The organism is Microcystis sp. M049S2 (assembly GCF_020245625.1).
GTDB classification, from domain to species: domain Bacteria; phylum Cyanobacteriota; class Cyanobacteriia; order Cyanobacteriales; family Microcystaceae; genus Microcystis; species Microcystis ichthyoblabe_A.
Genome location: NZ_JADBUN010000147.1, coordinates 11930 through 33201 on the forward strand (window position 1 = coordinate 11930; position 21272 = coordinate 33201).

Consider the following 21272-nt stretch of genomic DNA (forward strand, 5'->3'; position numbering starts at 1 on the left):
GTTAAAACCGCCCTCGATCTCACCGATAAGAATCCCCGTCTTTTGCAAGCGGGGAAATGTCAACTCATCAATACTTGGGACTCTATCAATCGATTTTCCCAGTCGAAGCAGCATTGATTATAAACTTGCTAAAACCTCTTTAGCGGCGGCCAAAGTCCGTTCGATATCGGCCTCTGTGTGAGCTAAGGAAGTAAAACCAGCTTCAAACTGGGAAGGAGCTAGATAAACGCCTCTTTCTAACATTCCCCGGTGAAAACGACCGAATTTAGCCACATCGGCCTTTTTGGCATCTTCATAGTTATGCACGGGGGAGCCGGTGAAAAACATTCCGAACATAGCGCTAATATAACCTCCAGAAACGCTATGACCAGCATCTCTAGCCACTTTCAGCAGCCCTTCAGTTAAGGATTTGGTCACTTTATCGAGATATTGGTAGGTGCCGGGGCGCTGGAGTAACTCGAGGGTTTTAATTCCCGCCGTCATGGCCAAAGGGTTGCCGGATAAGGTTCCCGCTTGGTACATCGGGCCGGCCGGAGCCACCATCGCCATAATATCGGCCCGACCACCGTAGGCCCCCACTGGCAGCCCACCGCCGATAACTTTGCCCAGGGTGGTTAAATCGGGGGTAATGCCGAATTTTTCCTGAGCGCCACCGTAGGCGATGCGAAATCCGGTCATTACCTCATCAAACATTAACAGGGACCCGTATTCCTTGGTTAATTCCCGCAATCCTTCTAAAAAGCCAGCATCCGGCACGATAAAGCCAGCATTACCCACCACTGGCTCTAAAATCACCCCGGCAATCGAGTCGGGATTCTCGACAAAGAGGGCTTTTACCGCTTCCAGGTCATTGTAGGGGGCGGTTAAGGTGTTGTTAGTGGTGGTTTTGGGAACCCCCGGCGAGTCGGGTAGGCCCAGGGTGGCTACACCAGAGCCAGCTTTAACCAGGAACATATCGGCGTGACCGTGGTAACAGCCCTCGAATTTGATGATTTTATCCCGGCCGGTAAAAGCCCGCATTAAGCGCAGGACGGACATACAGGCTTCGGTGCCGGAATTGACAAAACGCACCATTTCAATGCTGGGAACAGCATCAATCACCATTTCAGCGAGAATATTTTCCTGGACACAGGGAGCGCCAAAACTGGTCCCTTTATCTAGGGCCTGGTGTAGGGCGGCAATCACTTCGGGATGGGCATGACCACAGATAGCCGGCCCCCAAGTTCCCACATAGTCGATGTATTCGTTACCGTCCACGTCACGAATATAGGCCCCTTTGACGCTTTCAAAAACGATGGGTTGACCACCGACGGATTTAAAGGCCCGCACGGGGGAACTTACACCCCCCGGCATTAATTTTTGAGCGGCTGTAAAGATTTCTTTCGATTTTGTTGTTTGATACGAAGATGTGCTAACCAATCCTGTCTCCTTGTCTATTTGAGTCTATCGATTCCGGGGAATGCCCGGAGCTTTGTTTTGTTAACTTCCTGCTGCTTGTTCCATTTTAAAGATCACCAGCCTACATTTTACGCAATTTTTTCCCTAAGAAAGATGCTGGTCGGCTCAAGTCTCGCTATTGTTAACTTGTAGCTTGATCCTTAACAACTTATGTAATTGGCTGAGAAGGGGCGAAAATTTCACTTTTGACAATTTTTCCACAATCTTTTTAGAATTGCCAGAAAAACCTAGCAATGGGCGAAGTTATTGCTATTGATAGATTTTAGACCGGAAAGAGCGATCGAAAAAAGCTCCGGTTTTCCACAGATTTTCCACAGGGGAATTCTTGCTATTATTTCTTAGCGTACAAAAAAACTATTCCTGCTATGAAATTTACCAGTAGTCAAAGCGAACTCAACAGCAATTTATCCCTAGTTAGTCGGGCCGTTGCCAGTCGTCCTACCCATCCGGTGTTGGGCAATGTTCTCTTTTGTGCCGATGAGGAAAAGGGCGAAATTAGCCTGACTGCTTTTGATTTGAGTTTAGGGATTCGCACCAGTTTTCGGGCCGAGGTGGTGGAAGGGGGCAAGATTACCCTGCCGGCAAAATTACTTAACGATATTGTCTCTCGTTTGGGAGAGGGGGAAATCACTATCTCTGTGGAAGAAAACGAGAATGATGAGGAGCATAGTCTCGCTTTCCTGAAAACTGCCTCGGCACAGTTCCAAATTCGCGGCATGAAAGCCGATGAGTTCCCAGAATTGCCCACGGTGGCCGATGGGGAAATTGTTAATTTACCTATAGTTGCCTTGACAGAGGGACTAAAAGGCGCTTTGTTTGCCGCTAGTGGCGATGAAACTAAACAGGTGTTGACGGGGGTGCATTTAACTAAAACCGTCGATTGTCTAGAATTTGCCGCTACGGACGGTCATCGTTTAGCGGTGGTACAAACTCCCCTAGAGGAGGTGGAAAGTGCCTCTGGTGGCTTTAATGTCACCATTCCGGCCCGGGCCCTGCGAGAATTGGAAAGAATGATGTCAACAAAACAAAATATCGAGACTATTACTCTGCATGTGGATGATTCTCAAGTCATCTTTGAAATGGGGGAACAGAGGTTAACCAGTCGTAAGTTAGAAGGGGCCTATCCCACTTATAATCAGTTAATTCCTAAATCCTTCGAGCGTTCTTTGGTTTTAGACCGCAAACAGTTAATCCGTTGTTTGGAATTAGTGGCGGTTTTATCGGACCAAAAGAATAATTTAGTCAAGTTTAGTCTCGATAGCGAAAATGACCGTTTATCCCTAGCGGTGGAATCTCCTGATTTAGGTAGCGCCAAAGAGTCCATGGCGGCAGAAATTCAGGGAGAAAGTGGCGATATTGCCTTTAATGTTAAATATTTGATGGACGGTTTGAAGGCTTTACCCAATAATGATATCCAAATGCAGTTAAATGCTAGTACCCAACCGGTTATTTTTACCCCCTTGGGAGGTTTAAAGATGACCTATTTGGTGATGCCGGTACAAATTCGTCAGTAATTTTTCTCTAGAAGCGATTATCAATAGCTTGTCTAACAATTAGGGGTTGTTAGTCCCAACCCCTAAAAATTTTAATCACAGCCTTTCTCATAAAGATGAAGTATGAACATCGGGATTGAGCAGATAATCTGGCTATGCTACCACATCATGAGGAGCGGTGTAGTATGACATTTTATGTAAAATAAACTACTAATAGTTGACATTGTCAGAAAAGTCAATTATTATTAAAAGCGAAACTCTATCAAAATGTGATTATGCCCGATGGAGATAAAGTTCACAGTAAGCTTCCTTGGCGATATCAAAGACCCTATCAGCGTCTTTGTGAAAGTAAAACGAGTTCTCAGGAGTCTGCATGGGAACTTATGAAGGCTTTATTGCAAGATATTCAGCAAAAAGGGGATAATTTTTTAAAAACTGCCCAATTATTAGCGGAAGAGCTTGAAAATCATCTTCTGACCATTAGATTTCAGGGAAACTTAGCTCCCTTTAGAGAAGATATTGATAAATTCATCAAAAACTCTAATCTTTCGCATCGTAACCAACAAATACTTATTCAAGCCATTCAAAATACTCTAAAAAAAATACAAAATAATACTTTCACTAATAATTTAAAAGAAGAGATGATCGCAGAATCTTTTAAGATAATTCTGCGCGTAAACTTTATCGGAAAACTTCCTTTAAATCAAGCTCATTACGCTGGAGTTGATGATCAGACGCTTCGGCAACGTGTCAATGAGATGACTCCAGAAATTGAATCAATCATTTATACATTATCTAAAAAAGCAAATCAAAAAGGAAGTGTTAAGGATTTACGATTGCCTAGAGGAAAAAATAGACAAGTTATAGGTATGGATGAAGATTTATCAGGCTCTTCGGGACTTGGTATGGTTCGATAGGGGGGCATAAATCGACTTAATCCTTATCTGGCAAGAGATTTAATTGATTAGTTCGCTCCAGATCGCAAACAATTGACAAAAATTGCGGCAATGTCTGTCTCTATAAAGGTTTCATTCCTTATAACCCCGTCCATTGCATAAGACAAACCGAAGAACCATTTATCATGAGCAAGATTTATACATTAGAGTTTAGTTCAATTCAAAATACTCAAGGAACAGTTTGTTTTACCGACCATGCTAGAGATCAGCAAGTTAATGTGAGTATTAATATTGATGACACGGGTTTTCAGTGTCGTCTAAAAGTAGAATATCCCTCTAAAATCGCCGACTTAATTGATTTGGCAGTGGCGATTCATGGTTCGGATCGCCTTGTTAGACAGCCATTCGATCAACCTCCATGTCAAATAAAAGTAATCCTTCCAGTTCGTAATCCAGATTTGTTAAATAGTAAATTATTTCAAGAAAAGCTAGAAAAATTAATGCACTGGGCTACGGGAAGTAATTGGTGTTTTTCTTTTACAAAACGGGATGCTCAAAAACGCTCTGCCGAAGAAAATACTCTATTCGATCTTCCTATTGATGTTAATGAAGTTGCACTTTGGAGCGGAGGATTAGACGCTCTCGCTGGACTTTATAACAGAATATGCGATGCTCCAAACGGTTTATTCATTTTATGCGGATCGGGTAGCAATGATATAATTTTTAAAATCCAAAAACAGACCTTTAATGCGATTGAGTTTTTATTTCCTAATCGTTTAAAGTTGTATAGAGTACCTATACGTTTTTCTAATAGTAAAAAATGCCCTAAAAACCCCATCTCTCGATCCCGCGGTATTGTTTTTACGTTAATTGGCTCTGCTTGTGCTTATTTAATGGGCAAGAGAGTCTTAAATGTTTATGAAAATGGAATCGGTGCGATTAACCTTCCCTATCGTGATTCTGCTCTAGGTTTAGATCATACTCGTTCAGTTCATCCTAGAACATTAGTAATGGTGAGTGAGCTTATATCAATTCTCTGGGAAGAATCGTTCAAAATTGAAAATCCTTTTCTTTTTTGGACTAAAGCCCAAATGTGTCAAGTGCTAGTTAAAAATCAGGCAATTGATTTAGCCTTTTTGACCAAATCTTGTGATCAACCCCTTCGTCAAAATCCGAGCCAATGTGGATATTGTTCATCTTGCTTAATCCGAAAACAGTCTCTTGTAGCCGCAGAAATTGAAGACAAAACTAAATATTATATTTCCCATGCAAGTTCTTCGATTAAGCAGGATTACTATTTATATTTAAATAATATACTCGAACAGGTTAAAACCTTGTATAATTTACTTAATACTTCTGATGAATTTGATCAACAATGGAATGCCATGACTAACCAATATCCTCAATTAGAATACGAAATTTTAGATTATTTAGAATTAACTTATCATCATTTAAGTCGCAATGATATACGGTATTCATTATTAAATCTTTATCGAAATTATATAGACGAATGGAATCGGGTGAAATCTAAAGTTCAAGCGACTATTGAGGATTACAATCATGACGAATAATATCCTCGATCGCATTAATCTCAACGACTTAGGAAAACGACTCAAACAAGCGCGAGAACAGCGCGGCATGACGCAAGAAGCGGCGGCAAAAATTATCGAGGTGGCGCGGACAACCCTAGTGGCGATTGAAAAAGGGGAGCGCCGTCTCAAATCCTCAGAATTAGTAAAACTCGCTCGCGCTTACGGTAAAAGTGTTAGTGATTTTCTTGTCTTGACTCCTCCGATTGAATCTTTCGAGGTACAATTTCGTTCCGCTTCTCGTCGTGGTGAAGCGGAAAAAACGGAAATACAGTCTGTGATCTTGCGCTTCCAAGAATTCTGTCAAAATTACCTTGAATTAGAAGAACTAATGAAGTCGCCTTTACCCCGTAACTATCCCCCCGAATATCATCTAGATGATACTTTTCCCATTAATATTATCGCCGAAAGTATCGCCAATGCGGAAAGACAACGATTAGGTTTAGGAGATAAACCGATTTCGCTATTACGAGATATTTTAGAGCAAGAAGTAGGAATCAGAATTTTTTATCTGCCCATGCCTTCCCAATCGAAATGCTCGGAAATGTATAGCTATAATGAAACCATAGGAGCTTGTATCGCAATTAACGCTAATCACCCGCGAGAACGTCAACTGTGGTCATTAGCCCACGGTTATCTACATTTTTTAGCCCATCGTTATCATCCCGTGATCGATTATCTCGATGAATATCAAAGAATGCCTAAAAGTGAACAATTAGCGGAAGCTTTTCCGAAATATTTTCTCATGCCCACCAGTAGCTTACTGAAACGTTATAATGACATTAAAAGATCGCAAGGTAAATTTACTCCTACCCATTTAATTACCTTAGCTCATTACTACGGTGTTTCGATACAAGCACTATGCTATCGATTGGAAGAAATGCAATTGCTGCCATCGGGTACTTATAACAGATTAAAGGATAGTGGATTTAAAATCCGAAAAGCGCAACAGGAACTAGGCTTAGAAAATAATCCTAATAAATCCTACGATTTAACTCCTACTCATTATCAACATTTAGCGATCGAGGCTTACAATCGAGAACTAATTACTGAAGGTGCTTTCGCTCATTTTTTAGGTGTTGATCGCCTAGAAGCTCGTCGGCTCGCCGAGATATTGCGTGAACCATCACAGGAATTAACCGAAGACTACAGAGATATTGATTTAACTAAAATCAAATAAGTAGGGGAGAGGCTATTAACCTTATGCTGAAGCGATCCTCCCCTATTGTTTTCGATGCCTGTTGTGTTTTTAATCTGATAGCTTCTGGTTGTTTTTTAGAAATCATTACGGCTATTCCCACTCAAATTACAATCGCGCAAACAGTTTGGGAAGAGGAATTGATTAACTTCGATCGCTTTGAAGAAAGTGACAGACTCCAGCTAGATGAATCGGTTAAAAACAAAATCATCCAAATTGTTGATTTTGAATCCGAATCAGAAACTGATCTTTTTGTCAATTATGTCGCTATTTTAAAAGATGATGGAGAGTCGGCAAGCGGAGCGATCGCTATTTCCAGAGGCTGGGCAATTGCGACGGATGACAAACAGGCAACGAACTTATTTCGACGGGAAAAACCAAACCTAGAGATCCTCTCGACTCCTGAAATTCTGCAATATTGGGCGGAAAAAAATAAGATTAGCGATCAAGATTTGAAAAACGTTCTCAAATCGGTTCGAGTCAAAGGACGATATTCACCCCCGCGAGAACATCCTCTGGCCAATTGGTGGGCGAGCATTACCCAGAATTAGAAAAATACTGGTATAACTCGTCAAATTTTTCGATAATTTTGCAAAAACACTCGATTGTATCGCAAATTCTGGTTAATTAATACCAATTATCCATCGACCGGAAAATTGAGGCATCGGGGAACACAGTGGGATTACCACTAGCGTCGATTTTTTGCCGTAATTCTCGCAGTTGTTGATTGCCGATGAGAAAATCACTTTCTACTAATTGATAGGGCAGTACATTATTATTTAAAGCATACACTGCCGTGATGCCAGCAGCTACCCCAGAGGACCACTCGAAGGAATGGACACGATAGGCGGCCGCGGCAATATGACTGAGAGCGATACTTTTACCCGCTATCAGTAAATTATCGATTTTTTGGGGAATTATAGCCCTTAAAGGGATCTCGAAGGGGTAAGCTTGGCCCTGTCCCTGTCTTTCTCCTGCTTTTTCTGTATTACCCGGTTTTTCGGGGGGATGTTCCGTCATGCAGGGATGAAAATCAATCGCATAGTGACCGATACCGACGGAATCGGGGTAAATAGTCGATCGCTTGCGTTTAACGGCCTGATCGGGGGATAATGTGCCATCAAGTACGGAAAATCCCTCTAATCCTGCCAAGGTGGCAATTAAGCGCCGATATTCTGCCGGAGAAAGATTTTGACGATAGAAATCGCTTTGAAAATTTTGTCGGGAAATATCGATTTCCGTGACGGTAAAACCAGTGGGGAAAGTCAGGGAAGGACGACCGATAATCCGTCTTGCTTCCCGAATATAGGGATATTTTGACAAACCGTGGGCAGTTCCCATGGGAGAATCAAAACCGGAGAGATAACGGTTATTCAAATGGGGAACTTTTACCCCGTCCCCTAACTGGGAATCGGTGGTTCCTTCTACTAACCAATAATAGTAGGAAATGGCGTGTTCTTCGCCCCTTGCGAGGGTTTCGGTGCGTAATCCTCCCATCCATCCCCCCGGAGATAACTGTCCTAACTTTTGCAACTGTTCACGGGTGTAGATAAAGTTATCCTTCGCAGTCCCCGGACGATAATCATTTCCCCAGGTCCAATTCTGCATGGAAATATCCCCCGGGACGGGTTCGGTAAAAGTAATTCCCCCAAAGGTTTTCTCTTTACCCAGTTGCGGACTCCAAATACGACGATAGGTGAAAACTAGGTCAAAATCGGCTAATCGCGGCAATTCATAGCTAAAATAGGGGGCATAGCGTTCATAATAAACGGGTTTCTCGTGGGTTTGTGGTTTTTCTGTTTCCTCCATGGCGAAGGTATAGGTAAAGCCTTGGGTACAGTAGGGGTCTCCAGTGACGCTAGAGGAAGAAGGTTCGAGATAACTGCGCTTATCGACACCTAAACGGTAGGGAATATCTGATAATCCGATTATTTCCCCAGTTTCGGTCGCTTCAATCACATACCAATCTGCTAATTGATTCGGTTGGGAGGATTTGGGGACAAAACGGAGGATTTTCTTATCAAAACGGGGAGAATTTTCGTAGCGATAGATATCCTCCATTTTTTGCGATAAAAACTCGGTATTTAGGGGAGGAGTACCTTTTGCGGGACTATGTTGAATGGCAATTACACTGGTAATCTGTTGACCGGTGCCGCGATTGGGTAAAGTTTCAATATTTAATTCTTTGACTACCGTGGAGGGAAACCATTTCAGGGTTCCTTTACCTTTTTTGGCAGCGTCTTCTAACTGTTGAAATAATAATTTATGTCCGTCAAAAGGGAAAAAACAAGACCCACTTACCCAACATTCCCCGGGGTTTTGTTTGTCGTAATGTTTTCTAATTCTTTCCCTAAATTCTAGATAACCTTTCGGGAAAAATAATTTTTCTCTTTGTGTGCGTCTTTCATCTAATGCGGAGGTTCCCTGAGAAGATATCTGTCCCCCCACCCAGTCGGTAATCTCGGTTAAACAGACGGTTTTTCCTAATAATAAGGCTTCGTAGGCCGCACCGGCACCGGCTAAACCACCACCCACCACCAGAATATCACAGCCGACGCTTTGATCCGGTTCTCGTGGGGGGGCTGCTAGGGTAAGGGGAGTGAAAGCTTGTAGGAGAAATAATCCCAGAGAGAGGGATTTAAGAGGAGTAAAGTGATGATTGAAAATTTTAGGGGACATTATTGACAAATATCAATGTTGTGGCTGAGAGTTTCCTCTTTCTTTGAAGAAGTAGCCAGGGCATCTGTTCCTGAAATCCTGATTGTTTTTTTTGGGCGATATTGAGAACTTTGTAGCTTGATGCTGGCTTTTGAGAGATTATACACCTTCAAGCTGACAATCGATCGCTTTTCTGGAAATGTCTTGACAAAATAGAGATATCCTGATTCGGTGTCACTCCCTTTGTTATCCCTTGTCATCCTTGCTAAGTTAAATGCAAAACAAACCCGGGTAAGACATCTTCCCCAGATAAAGTAGCAGGTAAATTAATAATTTCGACACCGCTATTTAGTCGGTAGATTTCCACCTGCTGCTGTTGCGGATTAATCAACCAACCCAAACGTAAACCACTGGCTAAATATTCGCGCATCTTGTCGCGTAAAGAGGTTAGGGAATCAGTACGAGAACGTAATTCAATCACAAAATCGGGACACAAAGGTGGGAACTTTTCTCGCTCTTCTGCGCTCAAAGCTTCCCATCTTTCCCGTTTTATCCAAGCAACATCAGGAGAACGATATCCTCCCTTTGGTAAACGAAAAATTGTCGAAGAACTAAAGACTTTACCAGAATTACTTTGACGATTCCAAATCGTTACATCAGCAATTAAATCAGCTTCTCGATTACCACTATTTCCACCCACGGGAGGCATAATTAACAATTCTCCTTTTTGATTACGTTCTAAATTCCATGTTTGATTAGCCTGACAGAGATGATAAAATTGTTCATCGGTCAGATTAACTGTCTCTAGATTTAACACTACCGTTTCCATAATCACTTCTACTTTTTGCTACTTTATACACTATACCTTAATCCTAAGAATGGCTATATCATTGGGTGCATCTCAAGCTATTTAGCTAATTGACTCTCTAAAAATTCTCGCCAATCGGGATTAGTAGTGTCTAGGGAAATTAGATAGGGTTGTTCTTTTTCATGAAAAGGTTCTGTTTTTTCAATTTGGGCATTTAAAACCTCGATAGTAGCATCAGAAATATCGCCTTTTCTAGCGGCAATCCGTTGTTTTAAAACTTCTATAGGTGCGTGACAATGGACGATATGAAAAGGAATCTGTAAATTTTGGGCATAGGTTAATAAGGGTTCTCGCCAAGCAAATTTATCGTAGCGTGCATCGAGAATAACCGGATAACCTAAAGTTATTAAAATTCGTGCTAATTCCGCCAGTCTAGCGAAGGTTTTTTGACTCATTTCGAGACTATATATGTCTAGACTTCCTGTTTGATTTAAGTCAATTCCAGCCAAATGTTTGCGAACTGCATCGGAACGAATCTGAATAGCATTAAGATTTTTAGCAATTACTTTCCCTATGGTACTCTTACCCGATGCAGAAAATCCCGACATCAGAATTAATCTCGGTTTCTGCGGTTGGGTGTACTGCCAAGCTAATTGATAATAATCCTGTGCATTGGCTTTAATTTTCTCAGAAAAACTGTCACCATCAAGCAGAAAACTATTGACTTTTGCCCTCACATACGCTTGTCTAGTCAGGTAGAGAGGCAAGACTTTTAAACCCTCCCAGTCGGCGGTTTGTTCTAGATAAGTATTGACAAATAAATTAGCGAAATCTTCTCTCCCCCTAGCGGTTAAATCCATCGCTGTAAAAGCAATATCATACATGACATCAACGAAGCGAAAAGATTCATTAAATTCTATGCGATCAAATAATTGTATTTCTCCCTGCCACTGACAGATATTATTTAAATGTAAGTCGCCGTGACATTCGCGAATCATCCCTTTTATTTGTCTTTCCTCTAACCAATCTCGGTGTTCTGCGAAGAATTTATCTGTATAAGCTTTCGTTTCATCGTATTGTTTTTGGGTTTGGACAAAATTAATATATTTCTCGGTTTGTTGGTAGTTTTCATCAAAAGCTTGTTTAACAATTTCCAAATTGCCAAACTGAGTAATATAGGAATTAGTCACAGCTTGCCGATGAAATTGCGCCACTTTTTCAGCCAAAGACTCGATCGCTTTTTCCGTTAGTTCTCCCCGTTCAAAAATTTTACTCAGTAAACATTCTTGGGGAAACTGATTCATTTTTAAAATGTATTCTATCACTTTTCCTTTGCCATTTAAACTTATGCTACCCTGTTCTTCATTAATTGACAAAACTTCCAGATAGATATTAGCGGCAACTTTTTTATTTAACTCTAGTTCCTGTTCTAGATAATATTTTCTCTTTTCTAAAGTGGAGAAATCCAAAAAATTATAATTAACTGGTTTCTTGACTTTATAGGCATAATCTCCTGTCAAGAAGATAATGGAAGCATGGGTTTGGATAATTTCAACGGGAATTTTGACAGAATGAGAATAAAAGTCGGGATTTTTTAATTCTTCGATTAATCGGTTGCTATCCATAGGGAGAATTCCTCCGGGGTACATCTCATTTTTGTAAATTTACTAAGTTGGGATTTTTAAAGGGAAAATCTCTACTAAAATCGGGCTTTATTTCTGATTTTATCACTCAATCTTGGCCTTTGAGGGTTTCTACTCCCCGAAACCCGTTAGGGAGTACAGGACTGTGAGTACAGGTCGCGCAGTTTCAGATGTCCGTGCAGGAAGTACCTCTTCCAAACGCTGGAAAGCATTAGCTTGACAAGTGGGATCCTGACACTGGGTGGTCATACATTTGTACCAGTTTAAGGATGACTGATAAGTAGTCGTGCAAAATTAATTTCCTAGTCGAGACTCCGAGACTCCGAGACTCCGAGACAGCTATCAGGGATCAGATTTGAGTTTTTAGTTCACTGTTTACTGATCACAGCAAAAAGCGTTCAACTGACGGCTTAGATGTGTAATTAATTTTGCTTAGGTACTTAATTGCTGATTGTCGGTAAACTGTTGACTATCTAAATTACTCGTTAAGACTGCATGGGAGCGGGGTCAGCTTTAAGCGAAGGAATTAGGGGTACAGTTAGCTGGAGATAATTTTGGCACCGGCTATTCCTACTTAAGTTATATGGCTCTCTTATTCTTTGTGTGATAGGTTTAACTTAATATAGAAGCGATCAATCTTTGTGTCCTTTGTGTCTTTGTGGTTCGTTCCAGTCGCTCACTAGCAGGACTGTGTCTTAGAATATATTTTACCCATCAAACCCAAGAGAGCCGTTATAATTATAAGTCCCCCCCCCAACAGTTTGAAGAGCGATCGAACCCTTATCCAATATTTACCATCAAAAAGCAAGCATTTAGCCATGTTATCGACTATGATCGGCCTAGGGCAGAATTTGAAGAAGTACAAGGATTTTGGTTTACTCAGGCCTTGAAACCAGAAGATGTGACACAATTACTGTTAAGTAACTGTCCTGAATCACACCCAAAACTTTATTGAGAAAATAAATTAACTTAAAGACGAATAAGCCATAGCTTTTGAGAGAACAAATTAACTTATATTTTTACTTTTGTCGAGGTGCCGAAAAAATGATTAATGGTTCATCCAATTCCCGTTATCTCCTGATTGTGGAAGATCCTCAGGGTAGAAAAACAATTACCCTAGAGGACATGAAATATTCTCTGGGTCGTAAGTCCGATAATCAAATTGTTCTTCGCTCCAAACACGCGTCTCGCTATCATGCGACTTTAATTAAAAAGAGTATTGATCGCCAGAATTTTTCCTATTGGATTCTTGATGGTGATTTAGAGGGAAATAAAAGTCATAATGGCATTTATGTCAATGGGAATAAATGCTTAGTTCATGAATTAAAAGATGGTGATTTAATTAACTTTGGCTGTGATATAAATGCCAGTTTTCATTTAATAGTCAGTCAAGAAAAAAGAGAGGAAGAACCAGTTGAAAGTCTAGGACAGTTTCAAGTAAATCCGACGGAAAATGGAACCGATTCTAGCTATGATGACCCCCATGCCAAAAGTACCTTAATTCTTCATCAAGCTCCATCGCAAATCATAAGTTTTAATAGCAAGATTCAAGAGGAATATTCTTCGTTTGTTCTCACGGATTTACCTAACCGTTATGTCTTTAATGAATATCTATCAAGTGCTATTAATAATGCCCAGAAAAATAATAAACTGATCGGGCTTTTATTGGTGGATATGGGGCGGATAAGAAATGTCAACAGTCAACTAGGTTATCGACTGGGAGATAAACTATTAAAAATTTTAATTGAACGTTTAAGAAAAAGTTTGCGGTCAGAGGATATAGTCGCCCATTGGAGAGGGTACGAATTTATTATCCTGCTGTCACACATTAATGATGCTAATGATCTAGAAAAGGTTGGTCAAAGAATTATTAAAACCCTAGAAAGTAATTACGAAATCGAAAATCACTCCCTAGTCGTGCGATTAAGTTTAGGTTCAGTTATCTATCCCCCCGACGGCACAGACAGGAAAGTAATATTACAGAAACTGGAGGAAAATTTAGTAGAAGTCAAGAATAATATAAATAATAACTCCCAGATAGAGTCGGTTAATGTTCACCCCAAAAATAATCGTAGTTCTAAAGTTGAATATTTTCTCTATCAGGCAATGAGAAATAATGAATTAGCTCTTTACTATCAACCGCAAGTTAATATTCTTCAGGGGCAAGTGGAAGGATTGGAGGCATTATTGTGCTGGTTACACCCTCAATTCGGATTAATCCCCCCTAATCGTTTTTTACCCTTAGTCGAAGAAAGCGAGTTAATCCTTGAGCTTAATCGTTGGGTACTAAAAAATGCCTGTCAACAGGCACAAATATGGCAGCAGGGGGGATTATTATACACTCCCATCTCGATCAATTTGTCCCCACACCAATTGCGCGATCCCCAGTTGCTCACCAACCTAAAACAAGTCTTGACTGAAACCAAAATCGGGCCTTTCTTTCTGGAGGTAGAAATAACCGAGACAAGTTTACTGGAAAATAGCCGCGAAACCGGTCGAATTCTTGGGGATTTGCAGAAATTGGGTATTAGTATTACCCTCGATGATTTTGGCAGCGGTTACGCTTCGATCGCCTATCTCGAGCAATTTCCCGTGAAAAAACTGAAAATAGAGCAATCTTTAACAAAAAAACTGACTGATGCTCCCCAAGATACCCGTTTTATCTCGTCATTGCTGGCGATAGCGAAAAGTTTTAACTTAATAGCGATCGCCAAGGGAGTAGAAACCCAACAACAATTAGAAATCCTGCAAGAATTAGGTTGTGAGAGAATGCAAGGCAATCGCATCAGTTGCCCTCTAGCAGTGGAGGAAATGACGACATTTCTCCACACCCACCGCACCCTCTCAGTAATCAGTGATCAGTGATCAGTTAGCAGTTATCAGATATGGGTTTTCAGTAAGGAGGAGTAAATAGGGTTTGCGGCAAAAAGCTTTTCCTAGGGGCAGGGTGTGGGCTTCGGCCGTGAGCTCAGGCTTCGACGGTGAGCTCACGGCCGAAGCCTCTTGCCTCTTGCCTATCTTCACTAGGAAATTAATTTTGCACGACTACTTAACAGTGCTGTCCTTTCACTGATCACTGATCACTGTTTACTGATAACTGATAACTGATAACTGATAACTGATTTTGGTCACTGATTCCGGTATGATCTGAACAGAGAATCTAGTATTAAATACTTACTCATTCTAGCGTGAGGCTCTCGCCGAACCTGTCAGCAGCAGAAATTTGTAGCGGCGGGGTACTGCTGGATCCAGAGTCTGGTTTAATTACATACTATAGGGTTAACAATTAGTTGTGTATTTAGAGGGAAACTATGGCCAATAAGCCAGAGCGCGTGGTTCTAATCGGTGTAGCTGGGGACTCCGGTTGTGGGAAATCTACTTTTTTACGTCGTTTGACCGATTTATTCGGGGCCGAGTTTATGACAGTGATCTGTTTAGATGACTACCATTGCCTCGATCGCAAACAGAGAAAAGAGGTGGGTGTCACCGCACTCAATCCGAAAGCGAATAACTTTGACCTAATGTATGAGCAGATTAAAGCTCTCAAGGGAGGTCAAGCCATTAATAAACCTATTTATAATCATGAAACGGGGATGATCGATCCCCCCGAAATCATCGAACCGAATAAGGTAATCGTGATCGAGGGACTACACCCCTTATATGATGAACGAGTCCGGTCCCTATTAGATTTCAGCGTTTATCTCGATATTAGCGATGAAGTCAAAGTTAACTGGAAAATTCAACGGGATATGGCCGAGCGCGGTCACACCTATGATGATGTGATGGCGGCCATTAATTCTAGAAAACCCGATTTCAGTGCCTATATCGATCCCCAAAGACAGTACGCTGACGTGGTGATTCAAGTGCTGCCCACCAAATTACTTGAAGATCACGAAAGTAAATTACTGCGGGTCCGTTTAATCCAGAAAGAAGGGGTAGAAAACTTTGAACCCGCTTATCTGTTTGATGAAGGTTCCACCATCGATTGGCGGCCCTGTGGTCGTAAATTGACCTGCACTTATCCCGGTATTAAACTCTACTATGGTCCAGATGGCTTCTTGGGCAATGAAGTGTCGATTCTGGAACTAGATGGTCAATTCGATAACCTAGAAGAAATGATCTACATCGAAAGCCATTTGAGCAAAACTGGCACTAAATACTACGGTGAAATGACGGAATTACTGCTCAAACACAAGGATTATCCCGGTTCCACCAATGGTACGGGTTTATTCCAAGTATTGGTCGGTCTCAAAATGCGTGAAACCTACGAAAAACTAATGGCAGCCGAAGCAAAAGTGGCAGCGTCAGTCTAGTTTTTGCGTTTTGACCGAACCGGCATCCTATATGGTTAGGGTGCCGGTTTTTTTTAAGCTACTAATCCCGATCGCAGGGCCAGCACTGCCGCTTGAGTCCGATCATCCACAGAGAGTTTATTTAAGATATTGCGGACATGGGTTTTCACCGTGCCGATGGTGATATAGAGTCGGCTGGCAATCTGAGCATTACTACAACCCGCAACAATCAGATCGAGAATTTCTAGCTCTCGTTGCGTTAGGGGCGCATTTTCCAATAATTGACGATATTCTGGGTCAAGGCCGTGAATTGCCACTGTTTTCGACCTGGCAGCCCCACCCACGGGAACTGTTTGGCGCACTTGTTGCAGGATAATATTGGCGATCGCAGGATCGATCCAGGGATTGCCTTCCTGGGTGTAATAAATCGCCTCGACTAATTTATCGACGCTAATATCCTTCATACAGTAGGAATCGGCCCCAGCAGCAAAAGCCGCTAAAACCTGTTCTGGGGTTTTGTGCATGGTTAGGATCAGGATTTTCGTGGCCAAGCTGTCTTCGCCCTGATTTTGTTGGAAGCGTCGCACTAACTCGATCCCATCGATCATGGGTAAACCTATATCGATGATCGCCACATCGGGTTTAGTCTCCTCTAGCAGTTTCAGTCCCTGTAATCCACTGATCGCTTCCCCTACGACTTGAATTCCCTCCCGATGCTGGAGAGCCGCCACTAACCCCATGCGCGTTAGATCGTGATCTTCTACAACGACAACCCGCACTATATTCATATTTTTTGACGAGTTTTGGCAAATTGGACGTTGCTTTGCTAATTTTGAATTTTGGATTATTAGAGTCCCCCCCAACATTGACTTCACTCCGTTCTCCCTTTCTTGAATTCCACTTTCTTATCTTCATCCGGCAATTTCCTTTTTCCAGTTGATTTTATTTCTACTTACTAAAAGTAAGGCCTGCCAAGATACTTAAATCCCCCTCAAATTTACCTAAATCTACACTTTACCGTTCGGAGCTTGGTCTTTACCCTTCCATTATAACATCGTTTAAATCTCGATTAGGTAAAGATTTAACAGGAATAAATTTTCGAGCTGCTTGGGTTTTAAGAGAATAAAACCAAGCTCTGGTTCATTTAATTTTTTTAGACTATCTCAACACAAATCTTTTAAGTAAACAAAAAGATCTATCTGGGGATTAACTAAGATTAATTAAGCTGAATAATAGCATTTAACTATATAGCGTTTCCTAAGCTAGTGAGGTACACCTGTTTTTCTTCCCCTTTGCCTTTTGCCTTTTGCCTAAAACCCATAACTTTTGTACCTCAGCAGACTGAAAAACGCTATAGATAAGCTAAGACGCATTTAACCCGCTTATTCTTAGATTAGCCGAACCTCCCCCAATCCTTTGACTGTTGCCTTTTGCCTCTTGCCTCGTCTCAACAAGCAATTTAAATTAGGAACAGCTTAAAAGCAAATCCTAATCATTGTCTTCCTTGATGTTATGCCCCTATGCCATTTCGGTCTATTTGTCAATAGTGATCTTACCCATTTTCCCCTTGTCCGTCACCTCCAATTAGATTGAGGCGGAATTTTTCCCCACTGTGGCAATCCAGATAAAAATGGTGTCAGTGGGGAAAAAGCTCACCCCTAGTATTCCTGTAAAAAAATTAATTCAGCCGGCGTTACCGCTCCTTTTTCCGTAATGATAGCGGTGATGAAAGCGGCCGGAGTAACATCGAAGGCAGGGTTATAAAAATTAACATTTCTAGGGCAAAGGGTAGTCGTCCCCACCTGATAAATTTCGGCACTATCGCGCTGTTCGATCGGGATACCCGTACCATCCTTAAGGGAAAAATCCACCGTCGATAGGGGGGCAGCCACATAAAAAGGCAGATTATGAGCTTTTGCCACCACTGCGAGGGAATAGGTGCCGATTTTGTTGGCCGTGTCCCCATTGGCCGCAATGCGATCGGCCCCAACGATCACCGCATCGATCAGTTTTTGCTGCATACAGTGGGCCGCCATGCTATCGGTGATCACGGTGACGGGGATTCCCTCCCGCGCACATTCCCAGGCGGTTAATTTTGCCCCTTGCAACCTTGGCCGGGTTTCGTCTGCATACACTTGTATTAATCTTCCCGCCGTCCAAGCGGAACGAATTACCCCTAAAGCAGTACCATAACTGGCCGTGGCCAGGGAACCAGTATTACAGTGGGTTAAAATTGTCAGTTTTTCTGGTTGCTCTGGCAGCGCCAATAAACCATGATGACCGATCGCCCGACAGGTTTCCACGTCTTCTTTTTGGATATTGTGGGCAGTTTCCAGGAGATTTTTGCTAATTATTGCCACTTCTGGGCCACTTTCCCTGGCCACTTTTAACATTCGCTCGATCGCCCAGAATAAATTCACCGCCGTCGGCCGGGTTTGGGCTAATCGATCGGCTATTCTAGTTAAATCGGCCAGAAACTGCTCTTTCTGGTTGGTTTTAATTTCCTGCGCTCCTAAAACCATACCGTATGCAGCCGCTACCCCGATCGCCGGAGCGCCACGGACAATCATCGTTTCGATCGCCCGGGCCATGGCTTCACTGCTGGTGATCTCAACTTCCCCATACTCCATGGGTAAACGGGTTTGATCGATCAGCCAAACTTTGTTATCTTGCCAACGCACGGGATAGATTGAGTTATTCTCGGCATTGTTTGTGGTCATAATTAGTAATCTCCGTAATAGTTGCAAAATTTTGGTTTTTTTGAAGAGGTCTAGTCTCGTGCGCTCTAGTTACTTTAAGCGATCGAGCTTGGATTCTGGTCATAGCTAGATTCGGGTTTAATCTTATACATCCCGAATTTTATCCTTTAGATTCTTGTCTAAGTTTTTGTACTCTTTCTATCTCTTTTCCGGTCGGGTGTAGAGTTTTTTTTTGCGGGTGATTCTCAAGCGTTCGGCTATTCTTGCCACTGTGGCCACACTTAACACTATACCGGTTCTTTCTAGGAATAGTTTCGATAGTTCGGCTAGAGTTGCGTCATTATTTTCCTCAATCAAATCACCGAGGGCGATCATCTGTTCTGGCGTAAGTTTTAAATGACGGCCACATCGATAAGTCTTCGGTCGAATATCTCCCGTTTCTCGAGATTGCTTCAAAAGCTTTTGTACGAAACTTAAGGTTACGCAGAATCTTTTCGCTAATTGTCTTTGAGAGATGGGTTCGTTATAATAACAGTCTAGGATTTTCTGACGGAACTCTACTGGATAGGGTTTCATTTTTTTTACAATTTAGCTATCGATAACATTATACTCATTGAAGACATTATGCTGCTGGGTCGATTGTACCCAGTAATCAGTAGTTCAAAAGTCAATACAAGTGCTTTAGGGTAAAGGTTTACTGATTTTTTTGGGCAGGAAGTTCGGGAATAAATAAAAATAATTTCCTGTCTCCTGACGGCGGACAATTGATGTTTAAGTACCTAAGCAAAATTAATTACACATATCTAACCACCTCTTGCCTCTTGCCTTTTGCCTTTTGCCTTTCTTCACTAGGAAATTTATTTTACACGACTACTTACTTTTCCGCTTGTCTTCTTGCTGCTAATTGGTCTAAAATTTCGGCGTGAACTTGGCGAGTAATTGGATAAAAATAAGCAAGAATTAAGCTAATGATCAGAAAAAATGCCGGTAAAGGCGCAATTGCTAGGCGAATTGCTATTAAAGCACTATCCGGCTGCAGGGGAATTGCTTCTCCTGGTATTCTTGGTTTAAAACCCGATGTTTCTAGAGCAATACCGACAAGAAATAACCCCAAAGCTAAACCAATTTTTTGTAAAAGTACCATAAAAGCATAAAAAATACCTTCTCGACGTTTTCCTGTTTCTAATTCGTCTAATTCAATCACATCAGGAACCATTGACCAAGGAATTAAATAGGCCACAGATACGCCAAATCCCGCCAAAACTGCCAAAATATACATTAAAGTTATTTCTCCTGGTTGGAGCAAAAATAAACCAATTTGGGCGATAATCCAGACAGTCATCCCTAAAAAATAGACTATCTTTTTGTCTAATTTTTGACTAACTGCTTGCCAAAAAAACAACATCACTAAAGCTGTTCCCTGTACTGCTAAAGCAACTAAACCCGATTCTGCTTCCGATAGTCTCATGTAGCTGACGACGTAGTAAACCAAAATCGAGGCGGTTAATTGTACTCCTAACCAAGCACAAAGATAGATGCCAATAACGTATAAAAAGGGACGATTACCAAAAACTATTTTTAATTGTTCTTTCAGGGGAATAGTTTCGGTATTATCAGCAGCTTCTCTCTGTTTAATTGCCGCACCATCCCTGAGATGATTTTCAGTTTTACCATAGTAAATATTTAACCCAGAAACTATCCCTTCTATTCCTAATAAAATTGTAGAAATAGCGATAAAATGTCTGGGATTTGCCCCCATTTTTCCTACTCCATAGACCAAGGAAAGCGCACCGATAACTATAAAAGCAATTGCCAAAACTTTTTTCTGAGCGGGATTGAGAATCGCTTTTGCTCCTCGTTCTTGTAAAACTAAAGCGCACCAAATAATCGCTATAATCGACATTAAAGCACAAACTACACCTAACAATAAAAAAGCTTTATGGAGATCGTTGGCATAGGAGGATGAGACGAGAATATAGAGAATTAATGAGAGAATGCTACCCCCGATCGAAAAGGCAAAACGAAAACTATTTAAGCGGGTTCTCTCATTATAATCATGAGTTAATTCAGGGGTGAGAGCCTGGTAGGGAAGATTGACTACCGTGTAGGTTAAATTAAAAATAATGCCGATAAAAATATAATATAAAAATAACCATAATTGGTTATTAGTCGGGATTAACCACAGTAAAAAATAGCTAATTCCGAAGGGAATCGACCCCAATAACATCCATGGTAAGCGACGACCCCAGATAGTACGAGTTCGATCGCTCCACATACCAATGATCGGATCGTTAATAGCGTCAAAAATTCTCACCACCATCAGCACACTACCGGCTAATCCTGCCGATAATCCTGCCACATCAGTGAGGAAAAATAGCAAGTAAAATACCGAGATATTGGCAGTGATAGCCGGTCCTAAATCGCCAGCACCATAGGCAATTTTTGTGGTTAAATTGAGTCTTTCAGCAGTTAAATGAGCCATAAAAGCAATTACAGAGATTACCATAAGCTTAACCGTTCTGGGGGCATTTGTAACCT

At 41.5% G+C, this 21272-nt stretch carries 15 protein-coding genes; 7 read left to right on the plus strand and 8 right to left on the minus strand.

Annotated features, from left to right (window positions below):
- Window positions 1-117: 117 nt before the first annotated feature.
- Entirely contained in the window at window positions 118-1419 is a 1302-nt protein-coding gene (hemL, locus tag IM496_RS12510; protein WP_287662091.1) for a glutamate-1-semialdehyde 2,1-aminomutase, read from the minus strand.
- 404 nt (window positions 1420-1823) lie between these two features.
- Between hemL and dnaN the strand changes: the two genes are divergently transcribed.
- The 5 genes from dnaN to IM496_RS12535 all read left to right on the plus strand — a co-directional run bounded on the left by dnaN (window position 1824) and on the right by IM496_RS12535 (window position 7185).
- Entirely contained in the window at window positions 1824-2972 is a 1149-nt protein-coding gene (gene dnaN / locus IM496_RS12515) for a DNA polymerase III subunit beta (protein ID WP_008200247.1), read from the plus strand.
- Window positions 2973-3226: 254 nt separating this feature from the next.
- Window positions 3227-3868: a hypothetical protein gene (locus IM496_RS12520; RefSeq protein ID WP_194013796.1), complete on the plus strand. Its 642-nt coding sequence runs from the start codon at window positions 3227-3229 to the stop codon at window positions 3866-3868.
- A gap of 164 nt (window positions 3869-4032) precedes the next feature.
- Entirely contained in the window at window positions 4033-5418 is a 1386-nt protein-coding gene (locus IM496_RS12525) for a 7-cyano-7-deazaguanine synthase (protein WP_194013798.1), read from the plus strand.
- Window positions 5408-6616, plus strand: coding sequence for an XRE family transcriptional regulator (locus IM496_RS12530; protein ID WP_287662092.1), 1209 nt, complete (start codon window positions 5408-5410; stop codon window positions 6614-6616). The genes IM496_RS12525 and IM496_RS12530 overlap by 11 nt, the downstream gene beginning before the upstream one ends.
- A 23-nt stretch (window positions 6617-6639) precedes the next feature.
- Window positions 6640-7185, plus strand: a complete 546-nt coding sequence (locus tag IM496_RS12535) for a PIN domain-containing protein (RefSeq protein ID WP_008200241.1) — start codon at window positions 6640-6642, stop codon at window positions 7183-7185.
- A gap of 76 nt (window positions 7186-7261) precedes the next feature.
- Here IM496_RS12535 and IM496_RS12540 read toward each other — a convergent pair whose 3' ends face one another.
- From IM496_RS12540 to IM496_RS12550, 3 genes are all read right to left on the minus strand, one after another.
- Window positions 7262-9313 (minus strand): FAD-dependent oxidoreductase, encoded by a 2052-nt coding sequence (locus IM496_RS12540; protein ID WP_194013803.1) that lies wholly within the window; start codon window positions 9311-9313, stop codon window positions 7262-7264.
- Window positions 9314-9557: 244 nt separating this feature from the next.
- Window positions 9558-10121 carry a Uma2 family endonuclease gene (locus IM496_RS12545; protein ID WP_287662093.1) on the minus strand — a complete coding sequence of 188 codons (564 nt, stop codon included), beginning with the start codon at window positions 10119-10121 and terminating at the stop codon, window positions 9558-9560.
- A 77-nt stretch (window positions 10122-10198) separates the two neighbouring features.
- Window positions 10199-11725: a bifunctional aminoglycoside phosphotransferase/ATP-binding protein gene (locus IM496_RS12550; RefSeq protein WP_287662094.1), complete on the minus strand. Its 1527-nt coding sequence runs from the start codon at window positions 11723-11725 to the stop codon at window positions 10199-10201.
- Window positions 11726-12787: 1062 nt separating this feature from the next.
- Here IM496_RS12550 and IM496_RS12555 point away from each other — a divergent pair.
- Complete coding sequence (locus IM496_RS12555) at window positions 12788-14608, plus strand: EAL domain-containing protein (protein WP_104397223.1); 1821 nt, start codon at window positions 12788-12790, stop codon at window positions 14606-14608.
- A 446-nt stretch (window positions 14609-15054) separates the two neighbouring features.
- Window positions 15055-16056 carry a phosphoribulokinase gene (locus IM496_RS12560; protein ID WP_002740086.1) on the plus strand — a complete coding sequence of 334 codons (1002 nt, stop codon included), beginning with the start codon at window positions 15055-15057 and terminating at the stop codon, window positions 16054-16056.
- A gap of 53 nt (window positions 16057-16109) precedes the next feature.
- Here IM496_RS12560 and IM496_RS12565 read toward each other — a convergent pair whose 3' ends face one another.
- The 4 genes from IM496_RS12565 to IM496_RS12580 form a co-directional block, all read right to left on the minus strand.
- On the minus strand, window positions 16110-16823 hold the full coding sequence (locus tag IM496_RS12565) for a response regulator (RefSeq protein ID WP_194013811.1): 714 nt from the start codon (window positions 16821-16823) through the stop codon (window positions 16110-16112).
- 870 nt (window positions 16824-17693) lie between these two features.
- Window positions 17694-18755 carry an S-methyl-5-thioribose-1-phosphate isomerase gene (mtnA, locus tag IM496_RS12570; RefSeq protein ID WP_104397221.1) on the minus strand — a complete coding sequence of 354 codons (1062 nt, stop codon included), beginning with the start codon at window positions 18753-18755 and terminating at the stop codon, window positions 17694-17696.
- A 177-nt stretch (window positions 18756-18932) separates the two neighbouring features.
- Window positions 18933-19310: a helix-turn-helix domain-containing protein gene (locus IM496_RS12575; RefSeq protein ID WP_104397220.1), complete on the minus strand. Its 378-nt coding sequence runs from the start codon at window positions 19308-19310 to the stop codon at window positions 18933-18935.
- A 298-nt stretch (window positions 19311-19608) separates the two neighbouring features.
- Window positions 19609-21216: an MFS transporter gene (locus IM496_RS12580; protein ID WP_287662103.1), complete on the minus strand. Its 1608-nt coding sequence runs from the start codon at window positions 21214-21216 to the stop codon at window positions 19609-19611.
- Between the last annotated feature and the right edge of the window lie 56 nt (window positions 21217-21272).